This window comes from Candidatus Jidaibacter acanthamoeba (assembly GCF_000815465.1).
GTDB classification, from domain to species: domain Bacteria; phylum Pseudomonadota; class Alphaproteobacteria; order Rickettsiales; family Midichloriaceae; genus Jidaibacter; species Jidaibacter acanthamoebae.
In genome coordinates, this window is record NZ_JSWE01000077.1 from 1 (window position 1) to 17,407 (window position 17,407).

At 30.4% G+C, this 17,407-nt stretch carries 16 protein-coding genes and 1 pseudogene; 10 read left to right on the forward strand and 7 right to left on the reverse strand.

The genetic code is table 11. From position 1 onward, the window contains the following. Positions 1-22: 22 nt before the first annotated feature. Positions 23-994 (reverse strand): IS110 family RNA-guided transposase, encoded by a 972-nt coding sequence (locus NF27_RS02610; protein ID WP_039455504.1) that lies wholly within the window; start codon positions 992-994, stop codon positions 23-25. 285 nt (positions 995-1,279) lie between these two features. Here NF27_RS02610 and NF27_RS02615 point away from each other — a divergent pair, with 285 nt between their 5' ends. Then, on the forward strand, positions 1,280-1,735 hold the full coding sequence (locus tag NF27_RS02615; protein WP_039455506.1) for a DDE-type integrase/transposase/recombinase: 456 nt from the start codon (positions 1,280-1,282) through the stop codon (positions 1,733-1,735). Here the strand turns inward: NF27_RS02615 and NF27_RS02620 are convergent. Continuing rightward, positions 1,713-1,892 carry a hypothetical protein gene (locus NF27_RS02620; protein WP_039455508.1) on the reverse strand — a complete coding sequence of 60 codons (180 nt, stop codon included), beginning with the start codon at positions 1,890-1,892 and terminating at the stop codon, positions 1,713-1,715. The genes NF27_RS02615 and NF27_RS02620 overlap by 23 nt on opposite strands. A 178-nt stretch (positions 1,893-2,070) precedes the next feature. Between NF27_RS02620 and NF27_RS02625 the strand changes: the two genes are divergently transcribed. From NF27_RS02625 to NF27_RS02640, 4 genes are all read left to right on the forward strand, one after another. Next, positions 2,071-2,556 (forward strand): helix-turn-helix domain-containing protein, encoded by a 486-nt coding sequence (locus NF27_RS02625; RefSeq protein ID WP_039455511.1) that lies wholly within the window; start codon positions 2,071-2,073, stop codon positions 2,554-2,556. A gap of 209 nt (positions 2,557-2,765) precedes the next feature. Continuing rightward, positions 2,766-4,055: a tetratricopeptide repeat protein gene (locus NF27_RS02630; protein ID WP_161791778.1), complete on the forward strand. Its 1,290-nt coding sequence runs from the start codon at positions 2,766-2,768 to the stop codon at positions 4,053-4,055. A 35-nt stretch (positions 4,056-4,090) separates the two neighbouring features. Continuing rightward, positions 4,091-5,110 (forward strand): ABC transporter transmembrane domain-containing protein, encoded by a 1,020-nt coding sequence (locus NF27_RS02635; protein ID WP_039455514.1) that lies wholly within the window; start codon positions 4,091-4,093, stop codon positions 5,108-5,110. Positions 5,111-5,332: 222 nt separating this feature from the next. Further along, positions 5,333-6,028 carry an IS6 family transposase gene (locus tag NF27_RS02640; protein WP_039455516.1) on the forward strand — a complete coding sequence of 232 codons (696 nt, stop codon included), beginning with the start codon at positions 5,333-5,335 and terminating at the stop codon, positions 6,026-6,028. A 136-nt stretch (positions 6,029-6,164) separates the two neighbouring features. Here NF27_RS02640 and NF27_RS02645 read toward each other — a convergent pair whose 3' ends face one another. Continuing rightward, positions 6,165-8,057 carry an ATP-binding cassette domain-containing protein gene (locus NF27_RS02645; protein WP_161791779.1) on the reverse strand — a complete coding sequence of 631 codons (1,893 nt, stop codon included), beginning with the start codon at positions 8,055-8,057 and terminating at the stop codon, positions 6,165-6,167. A gap of 97 nt (positions 8,058-8,154) precedes the next feature. Continuing rightward, a complete protein-coding gene (locus tag NF27_RS02650; protein ID WP_039455521.1) occupies positions 8,155-8,406 on the reverse strand; it encodes a hypothetical protein in 252 nt (83 codons plus the stop codon). A gap of 179 nt (positions 8,407-8,585) precedes the next feature. Between NF27_RS02650 and NF27_RS02655 the strand changes: the two genes are divergently transcribed. Continuing rightward, a complete protein-coding gene (locus NF27_RS02655) occupies positions 8,586-12,965 on the forward strand; it encodes a DUF294 nucleotidyltransferase-like domain-containing protein (RefSeq protein ID WP_039455524.1) in 4,380 nt (1,459 codons plus the stop codon). Positions 12,966-13,150: 185 nt separating this feature from the next. Here the strand turns inward: NF27_RS02655 and NF27_RS12020 are convergent. Beyond that, positions 13,151-13,329: pseudogene (locus NF27_RS12020) on the reverse strand (IS5-like element ISParac1 family transposase); the annotation flags it as partial. 23 nt (positions 13,330-13,352) lie between these two features. Here NF27_RS12020 and NF27_RS02660 point away from each other — a divergent pair. Continuing rightward, positions 13,353-13,604 carry a recombinase family protein gene (locus tag NF27_RS02660; protein WP_084212766.1) on the forward strand — a complete coding sequence of 84 codons (252 nt, stop codon included), beginning with the start codon at positions 13,353-13,355 and terminating at the stop codon, positions 13,602-13,604. A gap of 35 nt (positions 13,605-13,639) precedes the next feature. Here NF27_RS02660 and NF27_RS02665 read toward each other — a convergent pair whose 3' ends face one another. Continuing rightward, entirely contained in the window at positions 13,640-13,981 is a 342-nt protein-coding gene (locus NF27_RS02665; protein ID WP_039455526.1) for a hypothetical protein, read from the reverse strand. Positions 13,982-14,069: 88 nt separating this feature from the next. After that, positions 14,070-14,501: a hypothetical protein gene (locus NF27_RS02670; protein ID WP_039455528.1), complete on the reverse strand. Its 432-nt coding sequence runs from the start codon at positions 14,499-14,501 to the stop codon at positions 14,070-14,072. 232 nt (positions 14,502-14,733) lie between these two features. Between NF27_RS02670 and NF27_RS12325 the strand changes: the two genes are divergently transcribed. From NF27_RS12325 to NF27_RS11065, 3 genes are all read left to right on the forward strand, one after another. After that, positions 14,734-14,907 (forward strand): hypothetical protein, encoded by a 174-nt coding sequence (locus tag NF27_RS12325; protein WP_161791780.1) that lies wholly within the window; start codon positions 14,734-14,736, stop codon positions 14,905-14,907. Between the two features lie 102 nt (positions 14,908-15,009). Beyond that, positions 15,010-15,183: a hypothetical protein gene (locus NF27_RS12330; RefSeq protein WP_161791781.1), complete on the forward strand. Its 174-nt coding sequence runs from the start codon at positions 15,010-15,012 to the stop codon at positions 15,181-15,183. Between the two features lie 344 nt (positions 15,184-15,527). Continuing rightward, a complete protein-coding gene (locus tag NF27_RS11065) occupies positions 15,528-17,105 on the forward strand; it encodes a leucine-rich repeat domain-containing protein (protein WP_053332521.1) in 1,578 nt (525 codons plus the stop codon). Positions 17,106-17,407: the final 302 nt, after the last annotated feature.

Genomic DNA, 17,407 nt, shown 5'->3' on the forward strand with positions numbered 1-17,407 from the left:
GGTAGTGATACCGTGTATGGAGTCAAGTATATAACATTTGTGAGTTGTATTTAGTTTTATGCTTAATAACACCGAATGCTATATGAAGTAACTTTCTCATAATCGCTCCAATAATGACCATGGTATTTTTACCTCTGTTTTTTAATTTATTGGCAAATTCTTTGACTATTGAGTTGTGTGATTTAGCTGAGATAGCAGGAAAATATAAAGCTTTTCTTAAGTTCGAAGAGCCTATTTTTGACAATCTTGATTTACCTCTTACTGAAGTGCCAGAAGTATTTTGTTTAGGAGTAAGTCCTGCATATGCAGCTAGTTGTCTTGCACTGTTAAAAGAAGAGAAGTCAGGAACTTCAGATAGTATAGCAATAGCAGTAATCTTTCCAACTCCCGGTATACTTTGCAAATTCTCGCAGTGCTCTTTTAGTGTAGAATTGTTAGTTAGTAATTCATCAATAAGTAAGTCTATACTTTTAATTTGCAGATCTATTTCATTTAACAATCTCCTATATATTATACTTATAGAGTCAGGTAAGGTATGCTCATTTTCAAGGTAATTTGAAACTTGGGTACGTTGGATTTTAAGGTTTTGCTGACAACGATAAAAGCTCCTTAATTTCTTAAGCATACTATCCCTAGGTTTATAGGGGTGTAATTCATTCTTATTAGCATACTCAGCAATAAGTACAGCATCAACTTCATCAGTTTTATGCCTCTTTAGTTTACTTGACGCATAAGCTTTAATGCAAGCCGGGTTAATTATACTTACACTATATCCTTGATTATATAAAAACTCCGCTACTTCATCACCATAGCTACCTGTTGCTTCCATACATACTTTTAGATCCTTAATTGCTTTTATACTCAACCATTGGTTAAGTTTGGCAAATCCTTGTTGATTATTAGCAAATTTGTTCTTACTAATTTTATTTCCAATTATCAAAGCTACAGCTAGTTCTTTCTTTGATATATCTATACCTAGAGTTCCTTCAAACATAACTTCTACCTTGCATTATTTTTTTATCTATGTAAAAAAAATCTATAGCTAACCATGTTAATACAGAATAAGCTTCTTAAGAGCTTTTCTTAGATACCGTCCAGCTTAAGATCCTTTGGAAGAGGGTGCTTATCACTACCACAGATTTAAATAATCTTTGTTGCGAACCAGAATCTCCTCTTCCTAACCTCAAAGGTCAGCTAATCCCTTTGTAGCCTTACTTGCAAGCATTTCTTAACCTGCTCCTTTATCATACATGTTGCGAGAAACGAAATATGAAGGCAGATATACGGTAAGTGGTTATACTTGTACAGAGCAATTGATAGTAACAAAAACACTATAGATTTCTACTTAAGCAAGACACGTAATCACAAAGCAGCTAAATTATTTTTAACTAAATTGCTCAATAAGAAAAATACTTATGAACCAAAAAGTATCACGGTAGATGCTAATCACTCATATACTTTAGCTTTGCTACAAAAAGAAGGTAAGTTTATTAATACAACTCTTAGAAAGAACAAATACTTAAATAACATAATTGAGCAATATCAAAGACGAGTAAAATGGAAAACCAAAGATGCTATGGGTTATCATAGTTATAAAACAGCCTATCGAGGCATTGAGACAATGACCATGTTATTAAAGGAGCAGCTTTATCACTTGCATAAAAGCTCACCTATAAATATTAAATACTTTATTGAGAGACAATTTAATTTAACTACTCCTGCTTATATATTCTAAAGAATCTTATAAACAATTCTTTGCAACACTGCACTATATACCATACACCTTCTATAAATTGCATTAACCTTCCTTCTTTATTTCTATGTAGCCCCCTTTCTCTCCCTAAAAATTCGTATATTTGTTCCCAAATTCTTTCTTCTATGTAATACTTCATTTCGCTAGTTTATTTGTTTTTCCTAACAACAAAACTACCACCTCTCTCTTATTTATAAAATTTTGTTCACACAACCTAATGGAATTAAAATATTTTTATACTTTACTTGACAATATATCTTGGAATATCTAGTAGCAAAGATAAATAGTTTATTTATCAATTGCGAGAGATGAATAGGATGAGAGTTAAAGATAATCAATTGGATGTGATTTTACAAAAATTAATGGCAAATGTGAAAATTACCGATACTCAATTATCTAAAGAACTTAAAGTACCTAGCTCAGTTGTGAATCAAATATTAAATAAGGGTAAAATATCTCCTAGGCTCAGTACCTTAACGCATATAGCAAAGTATTTTGATGTAACAGTTGCTCAATTAATTGGTGAAGTGCCTATAAATACAAAGTATGATTTATTTCATTGTTTACCGCATAAAAACATTAAATCCTCATTTAAATGGGTAGCTGAGTTATATAAGGAGGCAGTGGATTTTACTATTTCATTTTTAGAGGATAATACTACTTATAGCTCAATTAATGCAGAGCAGACAATCACAATAATAAATGAGATATATTATTACTCAATTAAAAAAGATTTGAACAAAATTGATCATGATTTTGCCCATTGGTATTTAAATTTTATTATAAAACAGATATTAACCTAAATTTAGCAGCGGTTATTGTTTAAATATCCTGACTGTTGATTATTCAGCTACAGATAATTTCCTTGATATTAAATTTTTCAATTGTGATCAACTTATGGTTGTAAGTAGTAAAAAAGCAAAGTACAAGCATAAATAATAGCTGAAAGGTAAATTGTTTAAAATATTTTAATAAAAAATTTAATATGTTGATAAATAAGGTTAAGTTGATAATGGAAAGCGAAGTTGACTTTAATTCTAAGCTTTACAAACAGAGTTTAAATTATTTTAATTGTAATACAAAATCTAATACAAACTCCTTCACCATATCACCAGCAAAGCTAATGGAACTGATTGGGTCGGCATACAAAATTCCTATAGCAAAAAAACTGGAAAATATAATAGCTCAAATATCATCTAAAATTTTTGAAGGATATGTCTTTCCAAGTGAATGGGCTATGCCATTTAAAAGTTTAATGCTATATTATCATAAGTTATATCCTCACGATAAGTTGATATATGTACTTAGTATTAGTAATTTTGTAACCATATGTGATCGTAATGGGTTGAGGGAAATAGAAGAGCAAGTAGTCAACATTGATAAACTATTTTCTAATGCTGAGATTATTCTTGAGGAAGTTAATAATAAAAATTCGCAACAATTCATTGAAACAAAAGTTAAATTATTAGTAAATAGAGCCTTATATTTGCGCCATAATGAGCGGTTTGAGGAAAGTAATAATGATTATGAGCAATTACTGATAGCAGCTAAGCATGCTAATAATTCTGTAGTGAATAAGCTAGGATGGTTTTATGCTTTAACAGGCTTGGCGGATATATTGGATAGAAAGGGTAAATATAGTGATGCTTTAAATAAGTACAAAGAAGCAGAAGAGGTATTAAGAGATGCTCCTGATCAAATAAAAGATCCACTTTTACCTTGCTTGTGGGAAAAGCAAGGTAACGAACTATACCATCTAAAATATTATAAAGAAGCTGAAATAAATTATTTAAATGCTTTAAAAGCTAGGCAGAAAAAATTTAAAAAAGATAATATATATACTTCAAATGTATATCATAATCTAGGAATCCTTTATAAAGAAATAGGCCAGTTCAATGACAAAACAGAGCAGTGCCTTAGTGGTGCATTTTCATGTTTGAAAAAAGCCCTTCAAATAAGAAAAAAATACTTAAATAAAAACCATCCACATATAGCAATAACTTTGAAGCACTTAGGAGATAGTTATCTTGAAACAGGGCAATGCAGATCAGCAATTACTCATTATAAAAAAGCTATTGAAATACGAAAAAAAACTAAAAATTTAAGAGAATCAATATATATGGCTAACTTACTGAACTCTCTAGCTGTTGCTTATTTATTTGATAATGAGCAGGGAGAAGCTGCAGCAAAATTTGTAGAGGCAAGTCGAGTATTTAACAGTTTTACTAATATTAATTTAAGCACTAACCAAAGATTTTATACTGAATTTTTACGGATTTTAAATACAAAACTTAATTATTAATAACTTTTTCATACAACAATTTAAAAGAGTAGATTATGAATAAAGAAAATTATATATATTTATCAATTAAGTATTTGCTAAGCTTAATAAAAAGACAAAAATTTCATGAACTATTAAGTATTGCATTCATAACATTGTTTATATCTACATCCAATGCATTAGTTCCAATATTTTACAAATATGTAATTGATGAAATTCTGGTTAAGCAAGCCCAGCTGGTAGATAGATTTACAATTGCAGTAGTTTTATTTGTAGGATTGTATTCTATTATATTCATAGCATCTCAAGTATGCTGGCCTATAAGGAAGTTTTTATTCTCAAACTTTATGCTCAAGCTAGAGCAAACTATGCTTGAAGATATCTTCAAGAGCTTAAAAGCTATAGATATCCAGCAAACCCAGTTGCAATCAAATGGAGTGGTTATAAATTATATTGATAGAGGACAGCATGCCTTAAGAAAGCTGTTCATGGATTTTATTTATTATTCAGCTCATCATTTCATAAAGCTTGTTACTATCTTGCTGGTTTTGATTAAGATGGCTAATATAAAGTATATCGCTATACTTAGCATTTTTACCTTAATATACCTATTATTTACAATTCACTTACAAAATAAATTTCCTATTTATTTAGAAAAAGTAAAGTATTTTAGAGATAAATTATCAGCATTAACTATCGATTATCTAAATCATAAACAGATAAAACCTCAAAATTTATATATTGAGTTATTAAATAGACGACAATCTGAAGAAAAGAAATTGAATCTCTTTATTTGTGCAAATAAGGCTTTGCAACACTTTTCATATTCTTTTGCAATAGCTCTTATATTTTGTATATGTGCTAACGATTTAATTAGGGAAAAAATTACTGTAGGTGATATGGTAATGATTAATAGCTTTGCTATAAATTTTTTCAACCCTATAAGGTCATTAGGGTATCTATTAGAAGATTTTAATAAAGATATATTTGATATCAATAACATCTGTTTATTAATTGCAAGAAATAGCTTTAAAGGAGATAAATATACTAAAATGCATTTAAAGTTAACTTCTTAAGAGAGCTATATGCAGTATTGTTTACTAAAAAACTAAGCAAACCACATATGATTATAAATTAGATAGTGTCGTCATGAGACATGAGCCCATAGTATTATGCACCCGATTTGAACAGCTGCAAGGAATGAGTCGGAATTTTTGGCATATCTGGTGGTACCGTCAACTTAATAATAGATAAGGTATGTGGTATTAAAGGAGGTTTGAAATAGTTTGTGTTTTCTAATGTATAAGATGCATAAGTATCCTTCTGAAATAATAAGATATGTTGTTATACTATATCACAGGTATTGTTTAAGTTTGAGAGACATATCTGAAATACTGTTATACAGGAATATAGAGGTAAGCTATGAAAGCAATAGGAAATGGAATAAGAAGTTTGGGCGGATAATAGCAAATAATATACGCAGCAAAAGACAATATGCTCCCCAAGATAAATGGCATTTAGATGAGATGAGAGTAGTAATAGGAGGAGAAGTTTTTTGGTTATATTGGGCAATAGATAGTAATGGGGAAGAGCTGGATATTTTCCTGCAAAATAGAAGGAATACCAAAGCAGTTAAGAGATTTTTTAAGAAGCTACTTAAGAGATGTGGCTTTGTCCCAAAGACAATAGCAACTGATAAGTTAAAGAGCTATGTTTCTGCTAAGAGGCATATACTTAAATCTACTGAACATAGGAAGCATAAGCGATTAAATAACTTAATAGAAAACTCGCATCAACCTACTAGGCAAAAAGAACGCCTAATGAGGAAATTTAAGGACCCAGGAGCTACACAGCTATTTTTATCATCATGTGATCAATATTTAAATTTATTAAAAGTAGGTAGATATAAGTTTAGAGCAGAAAATTATAGGCAAAAAATGAAGGCAGCTTTTGCATTATATAATGAAGCTACCTCTGTACATTACAATGCTTAATACATAAAAATTGATTATACAGAAACATCATATCAGCATACCAACTTTAAGTTGACGGGACCGTTAAACCCTTTAAAGTAAATAACTTTAGCTCATTTAAAATATCAATTTTCTGCTTTTATTCTGTCTATGCAATTTACAGACTAATCTCCTGTATATCTTTATTTTTTTTACTATAATACTTTATCTCTGCACTAAAGCCATTTTTTATAAAACATTCTATATTATAAAATTTGTCTCTTTTACTTTCGGCTCTATCTTTATGGTAACTTGATATTATAATTGTATCTCTAAGGTAAGTATCAAGCATTTGATATATTCTTCCCTTAGAACCTGGATCCAAAGATTTTATAGTTTCATCTAGTATTAAAACTGAGGGTTTATGGACTATGGCTCCAATAAGCTTTAATATTTTTTTTTGCCCCCCGCTTAATGAATTAACTTGATCTATATTATCTCTAGAACTATTAATTTCAGGTTCTAACCTATAGCGTAGTTCTTCAAATATTTCAGCCTCCTGCAACAGATCGTTTATCTGCGCCTTTAACAGCTTTAATTCAACTAACTTTTTAGGTAATATTTCAGGTAGATATATGAATTGATAGATAGATTGCTCAAAAGGAATATAATCCTCCTGGCTAACTAATATAATATTTTTTTCTTTATTTTTGTCAGGGTATGTTATATATCCTTCTGCTATATAATTTTGTGTAATATTTAAAGATTTAATTTTAGCAAAGAAAGTACTTTTCCCGCAACCTGTTGAACCGTATATAACACAGCGGTCTCCTGTTTTGCATTCCAACTTATCAACTTGGAATAATAACTTTTTATCTTTAAACATTGCTAATTGTTTAATTTTAAACACCCCTTCTTCATAACTTTTTATAATTTTATCATCTTTTAGATTACTTAAATCTTTTAACTTGTCTTGAAATGCTCTTACTTTCTTAATATGACCCATAGTATTAGCAAGCTCCGGTGCTATCTCCAATATATATGAAAATGATTGGTTAATTTTTAACATCCCAATTTCTATTATAGCTCTATCTCCCGGTTTAATTATTTCTTTATAAAACATTAAGCCTGATACATACCACCTTATTCCCACATTAAGTACGGAAGCTGTGTTATTAACAAAAGATAATAGCTTTTCCAATATTATTTTTTTATTTTTTAAACTGCGCTCTTCTGACTTAGTTTCCGTAAGATATTTTAAGTTTAACTTTTCCGCTCCTGATGTTACTAATTTTACGGATTCGTTTATACTGTGCTGTTTTAAAGGTTTCTGCCTTCTGTTGACATTGTCAGTAACCAAAGTTTCAAGTTCAGCTATTTTTTTAGATATCAATTTGCCAACAATTTGAGTTACTCCTCCATATATTATAGACAATATAGGTAAGATCGGATGTAACTGGAACAGCATGAAAGCCCCTATGCTTGCTTGTATAACAGTTGATGCTCCTTTAGTTAAATAGCTGCCGGTTCTGCTTAAAATCAATATACAAGAATATGAAATGTTGGGATAATCATTTTTATTATCTGATTGAGACGAAATTTTGATTAGATTCTGATTACTGTATACCTTTTTATCAGTTGCGTCTTCAGCTTCTCTGGCTAAAGATAGAGTAAGCTTATCACTTATATACCTTTCAATAGTTTTAATTAACTCGCTAAGAATCGAAAAACTTATAAAATTCAATATGAACACATTAAATTGTTTCCATTGTTCATCTTTGTTAATATCATAACTATTTAAACTTAAGTAATTTATAAACAAGCTATCATTACCGGAACCGATATATGTATCAATACTATATATTGCTAATCCAGCCGCCGTGGATATAAGTAAGGGAATACCCGTATTAATGATAACGGAATTTCTACCGACTATACTTTCAAATAACGAATAGGTAGCGATACTATTATATATCGGAAGCATAATAAAATTAGCCGGTAAGAGGACATAGTACATTGGCGTGTATAAAAATTCGGCTAACCTGACGTTTGCAGAATATAAATAATTCATCATAGCACCTGTATTACAGTTTATCGTACATGTTGTAGGGCTTGGGCGTATTTTTCACTTGCATCCTTATTCATATCAAGTAAAGAACATATATTCCTTATATCCAAGAGTCCTTATTAAAATCCTCCAACAGATAACCCAGCGACCGGGCAAGAATACCATTAAAGTATTTTACTATTAACCTTACGATATCCAAATACGAAGAAATTTTATTTTTATTTAATATTTGATTTATAAAGGTATTAAGTATATTAAGTTCATCCGAAAGCTGTGCGCCATTAACCTTTGCTTCTTGCAATATAAAACTTAACCTGGTTACTCTGTTTCCCGTCAGGTCTTTGTTTTTCATTTTTATGTAAATTTTTTATTTTAATTTAATACATTTTTCTTCAATAGAATACAGCCGATATATTAAATTTGTTAATAACTTTTTTTTATTATTAATACTACTAACCTTAACAAAATTTTTATATTTTAATAAATTTCAATTCATACAATTTAACAATCATTAATTTAGTTAAGCTACCTATGTCAAGAAACCCCAATAAAACTACTAAACCTAATTATAGTTTATCTTTTAAAGAGGAGGAAACGCTTGAACAAATAGTTCATTCAATAGATAAAATAGATGATTACCATACTTTGTATGCTCTATTCAACAATGCTGTCAGACAAAACAATGAAGTTAAACTAAAACTGTTTCTAGCAAGCGGCATAAAAATTAAGGAACGACATAAAGATAATATTACGATAAAAAAATTTTTAGCAAATGAAAGAAAACCAGGTAACTTAGTAGATAATAATTTATTACAAGCCCTGCAAAGCGATTTTGATTATTTATTAGATAAAGAGGATGGAAGTAATAATGAATTTAATTATGTTTTTAAAAATATTAGTGAAAAATTTAAAAATAAAACGTTAAGAAATTTAGCAAAAGCGGAAATAAAACAACAAATAAAATTTGCTGAAGAATCTCAAAAAGGAAAATTATTAGAGCTATATGGAAATTTGCTTTTATGGCAAATATATTATGGAGAAGTCAATACTTCAGACTACCGAGAATTATTTCTTCCTGCTGCTAAACTTTACAACGGAGCCATTATGAGTAATTTGACTCATGGAAATCCGCAACAAAATAATTATATTAAAGATAAGCTTGGGTTATTAGAAAAAAAATATATCAAGTTATGTTTTTTTAAACACCGAGGCGCAGGGTCATTAGAAGAATTTAATTATAAAAACAGGATAGATATATATCTTAATCGAATAAAGCTAATCAGAGAAAGCGTAGCTTATATGCTTAATCATAATGTAGTTATTACTGTTATTAATCAATTTATTTGTAAATCAATAAAAAATTTAGTAAAGGATATTATTGTTGAAAGTGAAGATTATTTAGGGCTATCTACTTCAAGTATATGTGAATATGCCATTATCGGTCTCGGCTCTATGAGTCGAAATGAAATTACCACTCATTCCGACTTGGAATTAATGATACTAAAAAACAAAAGCCCTAAAAGTAATGATAAATATTTTGAAGATTTAATTAATTTAGTGCAATTAAAAATTATAAATTTCGGGGAGACAAGATTCACTGAACAAGAGTTAATTACTTACGGCTTAAGCGATAAAGAAGAAATTCCTGAATTGCTGACTTTAAAAAACTTATTTTTGGAAGCACGCAGCCCCACTAAGAGAGGTATCAGCTTAGACAGTTCAGAAATTACTCCGCTTAAAACAAATTTGCTGCATTCATTTATAGGTACTCCAAAAGAGTTAGCAGATGTAGTAATCAAATTTAGAGAATACGACTTTAACTCAAGGATCGTAAGTGAGCTAGTATCATTTACATATATTCACGGTAGCATTAAAGCCCCTTTACTCTTGGAAGAATATAAAGATTTAATACAAAAAAAATTTTTAACAAGAAAAAGAGAGGAAGTTTTAAGCAGGTTAAAAAAAGATATAGAGTTTTTTGTTCCTCACTTAACATATGATGAAAATAGCGGCAAATTACTAATGTTAGCGAAGCATGACATATATCGAGTATTTGATCGGATTATAGATGGTTTTGCTTTATTGGAGGATGTAAAAAAGCATACCTCGGGTACCGAACGGTTAAATGATTTAAAAGTAATAAAAGCTTATATTGAAGATACCCAAGAGATAGAAGAGGCAATAAGGTATTTTTTAGCGTTAAGGTTGAAGACATATTTATATTACAACGCACAAAAAGAAGATGTGTATCTGGAATACGGAAACAGTAATTTCTCAGGCATAGAAAAGCAAAAAGATGTTTATTGCTTGAATAAAGAGCAAGCGAAGATATTACTTACGCATTATCAAACTATAAAAATATTCTATTTCCAAATCAAAGATTACTTATATTTAAAAGATATTAATATCTTTAAAGATTTTGGTTTACACAAGCACCAGTCATTCGCTGCTATAGGTGATAATTATAAGAAACTGCATTACTATAAAATTGCTGAAAGCTTTTATAAGGATGCTGAAGCGCTATCCTCCATGGCAAAACACAAAAAAGAGAACAAACTCGGCAACCTATATTTAACATTAGGAGATTATACTAAAGCTTTAGAAAAATTTGAGGAAGGTTTGAATGAAGAAGAAAATCCGGTAAAACAATTAAAATTAAATTTGGCTGTAGCTAAATGCCTCTTGTTTACTAACCAATATAAGAAAGCTTTGCAGCATATAGAAAATATATCTAAGGATAAGAGCATAAAAGACATTTCTAATGAAAAAAATTTTATTACCTTATGGACATTGAGGAATGAGATATATGCTATTTATCAAATTAGTGAAAGCATACCTTTAAAAGAAGTTACGGAAACCTTTAATAATAAACTAAATAATAAATTATATTGGCTTTATGAAAGTTGCAGTTTTCTAGACAAAAACATTATAACCTATTTTAAAGATATTAACGGAGTACTTGGACTTCAAAGTTTACAAGTTTATTATCAAAAGCTTTTAGTAGAAATTAAAGCAGAGTCCAGATGTACCGCATTTAAGTTACTTCAGGCAAAACTTTATTATAATTTAGGAGCTATTTGTCAATTAATCGGAGAGAATAAAGATAATTATTTGAAAGCAAAAAATTATTTTAAGCAGGCTGAGATAATATATAGTAAGTATAAAAGCAAGGCAGCCGTAAAGTTACAGGTCACACTTGAAGAAGACGCTGCCTGTTGTTTAATAAACGTCAGTTGTCTCTATCGTGATACATATCAATATGCGAAGGCGATAAAATATGCATATAAAGCATTAGAGTATTTTGAGAAGCTTTCCAAAAACATACATCATGGCATACATTATAAGCTAATCACAATATATGAATTATTAAGAGAAAGTTATAGCGCACTTGGAAACCGTTCTGAATCAAGTACATATAAAATAAAAATAGCCGAACTTAATTATAGAATAAACGGTCGATACGAATTTGGCTTAAATACTCTCAAAGAACCATTAGTATCTAAACATGTTGAAAATCAACCCGCGCATGAATTAGGGTTACGCCCCGCAATATGGAATATACCCGATAATGCTGAGTATTTTACGAAAAGAGAACAATTAATAGATAAGATTACAGCTAATCTGCAAAACGCTGAATCAAAAGTTTTAGTAATTGCAGGACTGGAAGGATCCGGAAAAAGCCAAATTGCACTATACTATGCGAATACTAACAGAGAAAAATATAAAAGTATGATCAGATGGTTGAAAGCCAATGATGATGTTGTACTTGAAGCCGAATATAGAGACTTTGCAAAAACCTTGGGTATTAATACAGAGGAAAAAAATATAACGGAATTAATTGGATTAGTAAGAAGTGAGTTACAAGTAATACCGGGCTTATTATTGATATTTGACGGAGCACAAAATTATAAAAGTATTTCATCTTATATTCATAAACAATCAAATATACATATTTTGATTACATCAAGTAATCAAAATTGGGGAATATGGCCGTCCATTAATATAAGAAGATTCGAAGAAAATGAAGCAATAGAGTACATTTTTAAAATTATTGAAAAGGCAAGTAAGGAAGAGGTATGCCTTCTAACAAATAAGCTAGGATACTTTCCCTTGGCGTTAGCACAGGCGGCAACCTTTATAAAACAAAATAACTACTATCTTTCAATAAAAGAATATTTAAATATATACAAAACATGTTGGAATGAGCTTATGGCTCAGCCGGTTTTTCCACAAGATAATTATGATAAAACTATATTTTCTATATTAAATACCTCCTTAAAAAGAATTCAGGATAATATTCCGGCATTAGATTTGTTACGGCTCTGTGCTTATACACATCTAGATGGCATACCTTATGAATTTGCAGAGTCTTGGTTTAAAATGAAAGACGGACTGGATGAAGGTATAGCTAAGCTAAAAGTATGCCAGGCAATCTGCTTGCTTAAAAATTATTCCTTAATAGAAATAGATTCGAATCAGTTTTATGCTTATACTTTTTTTAAAAAATTAATAAAAGCTAGATATAAATTTGAGAATTATGAAAAAGAAATCATAGAAAATTTGCTAGTAAATTTAAATGATTTATCAATGATTCCTGATACCTATAAACCTACTTCATATCCACTTACTCAAGCGGACATGGGGGATACTATAAAGCCATTTAAAATAGATAAAGATGAGCAAGAGATAAATTTAGGGGTAAACAGATATATAACTTCATCTCCAACGCCCGTCTTAAATAAACTACCGAATAAAAGGGGTTTTGATGAGCTTAAACAAGCAGGAATTAGCAGAAGTAGAGATCATAAAATAAACACACCTCCGTTGAAAAAGCAAAATCGAACTGAAACGCCTTTACAACATCCGTGCGTCATTGAAAAAACCAAGAAAAAAGCAGGGATACAATTTTAAAAAAAATCTAGTAAAATGGTATAGCATTGAACAAATAATATAATTTTGTAAAGATTAGAAAGTGTTCAAGGAAATATAATGCCGTGTTGAAAGACAATGAAAAAGGTATTGTCAATTTGTTGCCTGCAAAGTGGCGTTGTTGCTCAAATCAGAATCAAGGAATATTTACCGCTTACCCATGTTATCTAAGTTAGTTTCACAGATTGAGGCATGCCCAGTTTGTCATTATATTAAGTAAGTGGCAACCAAGTAAAGTCTCAGCATCTTGGTTATCCCATTTTCTAGATTTTAGCTTAGTATCAATAATGCTTTTATAACGGTAAATAGTATTCTCTACAATTTCTCTCCTTCCATACTTATTTTTTTTACACTCCACATGGTGAACTTTTGTTTCAATTATTTGGTTTATTAGCCCAGTATGAAAGAGCCTTAACTAGGGAAAGAGTTATTGTAGGCCTTGATGCGGTGAAAAGACGTGGTCGAATTGGAGGTAGACCGAGAGTTATTGATGAAGAAAAGATGGAAGCTATTTTAGATGACTTAAAATCAGGAGATAGCAAAGCCTCAATTTGCCGGAACTTCGGCATTAAACACGCAACCCTATATGATGCATTTAACCGGCGGAGTTCTTCTTTTTAATTTTAGTTTATGTATATAACCTTAATATACTTAAGCTAAATATTATTTCCTAAATTATGTTTTTGCTCGTCTCTCTCTATTATAATCTTAGTTTGGTAACTTTCCTCTTTTTTCTCTTTTTCAAAAGTGATTTCACTTGCATGTGGAGAAGAATTTTTATCAATTACATTACTTTGATTTACAAAAGATATCTTTTGTTTAACTCGGTTACCAAAGGATTTATCATCTGAGGAATTAAGCTTAGCAGTAAACTTTCTCTCACTTGTACTTTGCTGATCTAATCCTGAAGGACTGTTATCTTGTCCCTTCTTCTCTTCAAGATATTCTTTAATATCTTTGTTATCTTCTTTCGCAAGCTTATCGATAGCATCTTTCAAATTTATTTTAAGTATTCTTACTACTTTTTGAGCATCTCCTCCAATACTTTCAAATATATGCTCGATTGCTCCAATTGTTTGGAGCGGGTTAATACTTATAAAAATTTAGTATATCGGTTGTTATTTCTCTTCGATAGTACCCTTTATTAATCTTTTCAGCGATCAAATCTATAAATTGCTCAATTACTTCATAGTTATTATGGCAAACTAATAAAAACTTACCTCTTTCCGTAGTATGGTTTATAAAGTACTTCATCAACTCAAGGTTACCGTGCTCTATTGCCCACCAAAAAAATTGATAATTATTGTATTTAGATAAACTTTCTATTTTTTTTGCAGTATTAAAAACAAATCTTAATGAGTTTTTAACTACATCTACTTTGTTTTCCTTAAGAAGTTCAGGGATAACATTATCAATTATTTCTTTTTGCCATTCTAATAAAGAACTTTTTTTTTCTTTTTTTATATTACCAGCCGGATAGTTATTATCCGAATCTGAACTTGAATACTTCCTTTTCATACTGGCCTCATTTAAGTATAAGCTACATACTTATTTTTTGCTCTATTTTATCTTTATATTCTGCTTTTCAACTATATGTAAAGATTTTTAATATTTATATTGTTTTAAAATTGAAATAAACTGTTTAACAATATTTTTTATATGTTAATAGTTATTATATTATTTTTTAATATTTGTTTTATTTATATATAACTTGCGAATAAAGTGGCGTCCTTATGAAAAGTATAACTTAATGCAGAATGAGTTAAGAGATAAGTATGGGTACACAATATTGGCTATTGGAAGAGCAGAGGACGAGAAAAAGAAAACTCACGCGGAAGGTAAAATAATAGACTATCTTTTATTCACTGAAGTCTTGCAAAATGCAGAGCAACCAATTTATATAGGAATCTCAAAACTATGCTGACATGATTGTGCATTAGCTCTGGATGCAGTTAATGAATATAAAAACAGTATAAGAGTAATTAATGACGGCAAAGAAATAGATAAAGATCAATATATTAATTATTTGCAAAGAAGGGGTGATCATAACCTTGTATTTTCATGGTCGAAACCAATGTTTTATTATGATAAAGATAAACTTATGAATGCAACTCGGTTTAGAGGATACTATTTTGATGAGGATTTTCAAGATCATGGTATACCGTTTCATGAGCCGCTAAAAGCAGCTCTATGCAGATAAGAACAGCAGCATAGAAGACATCTACAAGATGTTCAAGATAAGTAGATCTCTGCTATTTAAGTCAGTTAATATTTAGCTTGGCTTGTTTTAGTTTGAATAGTACTAAGGGGACTTAAAATCAAACGATACATGATATTAATGAAAGTATGGAATGTGGCATTGATACTTTAAGCCCAGGAAGAAATAGAGTTAGTCTCATAAATTAAAATAGTAAAATTACTTAATATTGAATTAAAAAAACTTAGCCAATCATGGATGTATTTGTAAAACTTAATAAAAGTAAATAGATATTAAAAAATAAAGTTTTACAATGCTATCAAAATAATAACATAAGAGATAAAGTTATGTATGATGTAGAATTTAATGAGCTAATAGGAAGAATTTACAGTAATTCGGTCGATTCAGTCGATCTTGCAGGAGAATGCATAAAAAATAGGAGGGCACAGGCCTTAGCTGAAGCACTAAAAATTAACAAATCAATTACTGAAATTAGTCTCAAATTTTACTGCTATGATTCCGAAGAAGCTAATGTTATAGCTAAGGCCTTAGAGGTTAATAAGTCAATCACTTTAATTAGTTTAAAAGTCCAAAAAAGCAATGTCAGAAACCTTTCTACACATTCTCTCTCTTGTGAAACAGGAGGTAAAAGAGCCAAGGCTTTAGCTGAAGCTCTAAAGATTAACCAATTAATCACCATACTTAGCCTTAGGGGTAATTTTATAGGACATGAAGGAGCTATAGCCATAGCTGAAGCCCTAAAGATTAATCAATCAATCACCGTACTTGACCTTAAAGATAATTTTATAAAACGTAAAGGAGCTATAGCCATAGCTGAAGCCCTAAAGATTAATCAATCAATCACCATACTTGACCTTAAAGATAATTTTATAAAACGTAAAGGAGCTATAGCCATAGCTAAAGTTTTGAGGCATAATACCTCTGTTCTTGAGCTCGATTTAACGGGTAACAAAATAAGCGAAGAAATACTGAATAGTATTAATGAGATGATAGCTAGGAACAGGCGAATATTTGAGGCTAGGTGCCAAGCTGTAAGAAAAGGCAGACTTGACAAGCTTAATATTACAGATATCAGAATACTAATAAGTCAACTAAAGCCCAAAATCAACAAGAATGACTATTATTCTAAAGAATACTCAAAAATAAGTAAAACCCTTAACAATTACTATTCGAACAAGTTCCTAAAGATTAATAGAGTAGTTAAGCAGACAGATAACACCGGACTACCGGCTGAGATATGGACTAAAATAGGAAGTTACATAAGTCCGTATGATATAGTAGTAACTCCAAGAGATAAGTTTGAAAGCAGGTGCCAAGATGCAAGGGAGGGTAGATTTGAAGATCTTAGCGCTCCTAGTATCAAGGTAGTTATGAACGAGTTGGAACACAAAGTTGCTAGAGGTGATATTGATTCTGAAAAACACTTAAAACAAATCAGAGCACTTAATAAACATCATTCAGAGAACTTTCTTGCGCTTAATGGAGTAGTGAAGCAGACAGATAACACCACTCTTGAGCTACCAGCTGAGCTGTGGACTAAGATTGGGGACTACGTGGGATTGTATGGCATCATAAATTCAGAGAAAGGAAATAGAGGATCATATCTTACTAATGTTGCATGGTGTCAAGACCCTCTTATACTGTTTTTAAATATAATTGCTACAGCTCGTGTACTAATCTTACCTTCAGAATTACTTTTGGCATTCACTTTACCATTTTATACAGCAATTTTAGCAACATATTCAATTATGGCAGTAACAGCATTGGCGGTAACATATAGAGAAAATTTGCCTGCGATTATATCTACACCTGTGAAATGTGTATACCAAGCTGTTAGTGGCTCTATTGACAGATTAATAAACTATACTACAGGTTCGAACACTTCTACACTTGCAACTAGGTAACAATGAAATCACATATAATAGTCTATGATGATTGGGGGCAATAAAATCTTATATGCCTTAAGTACAGCTTTTTTGGAAGACTTAAATTGTGCATAGAGAGGTTGAAGGTTGCACAATATACGACTTGGGTCTTATAAAATACCCTAATAGCATAGAAGGCATTTGTAAAACGCTCCAAATATGTAGGACTCTGCTATTTAAGTGGATTAACATCCAGCTGCTTAGGTGAAAATCTATTTGGCGGCAAAGGGAATATTCACTGAAATGTGTCATAATTTAGTTACCTGGAAAATTTTATTCTA

Bases quoted from the DNA above. Each gene is read 5' to 3' on its own strand.
- NF27_RS02610 (WP_039455504.1), bottom strand. From the start codon at position 994: ATGTTTGAAGGAACTCTAGGTATAGATATATCAAAGAAAGAACTAGCT.
- NF27_RS02620 (WP_039455508.1), bottom strand. From the start codon at position 1,892: ATGAAGTATTACATAGAAGAAAGAATTTGGGAACAAATATACGAATTT.
- NF27_RS02625 (WP_039455511.1), top strand. From the start codon at position 2,071: ATGAGAGTTAAAGATAATCAATTGGATGTGATTTTACAAAAATTAATG.
- NF27_RS02630 (WP_161791778.1), top strand. From the start codon at position 2,766: ATGGAAAGCGAAGTTGACTTTAATTCTAAGCTTTACAAACAGAGTTTA.
- NF27_RS02635 (WP_039455514.1), top strand. From the start codon at position 4,091: ATGAATAAAGAAAATTATATATATTTATCAATTAAGTATTTGCTAAGC.
- NF27_RS02640 (WP_039455516.1), top strand. From the start codon at position 5,333: ATGTATAAGATGCATAAGTATCCTTCTGAAATAATAAGATATGTTGTT.
- NF27_RS02645 (WP_161791779.1), bottom strand. From the start codon at position 8,057: ATGAATTATTTATATTCTGCAAACGTCAGGTTAGCCGAATTTTTATAC.
- NF27_RS02650 (WP_039455521.1), bottom strand. From the start codon at position 8,406: ATGAAAAACAAAGACCTGACGGGAAACAGAGTAACCAGGTTAAGTTTT.
- NF27_RS02655 (WP_039455524.1), top strand. From the start codon at position 8,586: ATGTCAAGAAACCCCAATAAAACTACTAAACCTAATTATAGTTTATCT.
- NF27_RS02670 (WP_039455528.1), bottom strand. From the start codon at position 14,501: ATGAAAAGGAAGTATTCAAGTTCAGATTCGGATAATAACTATCCGGCT.
- NF27_RS12325 (WP_161791780.1), top strand. From the start codon at position 14,734: ATGCAGAATGAGTTAAGAGATAAGTATGGGTACACAATATTGGCTATT.
- NF27_RS11065 (WP_053332521.1), top strand. From the start codon at position 15,528: ATGTATGATGTAGAATTTAATGAGCTAATAGGAAGAATTTACAGTAAT.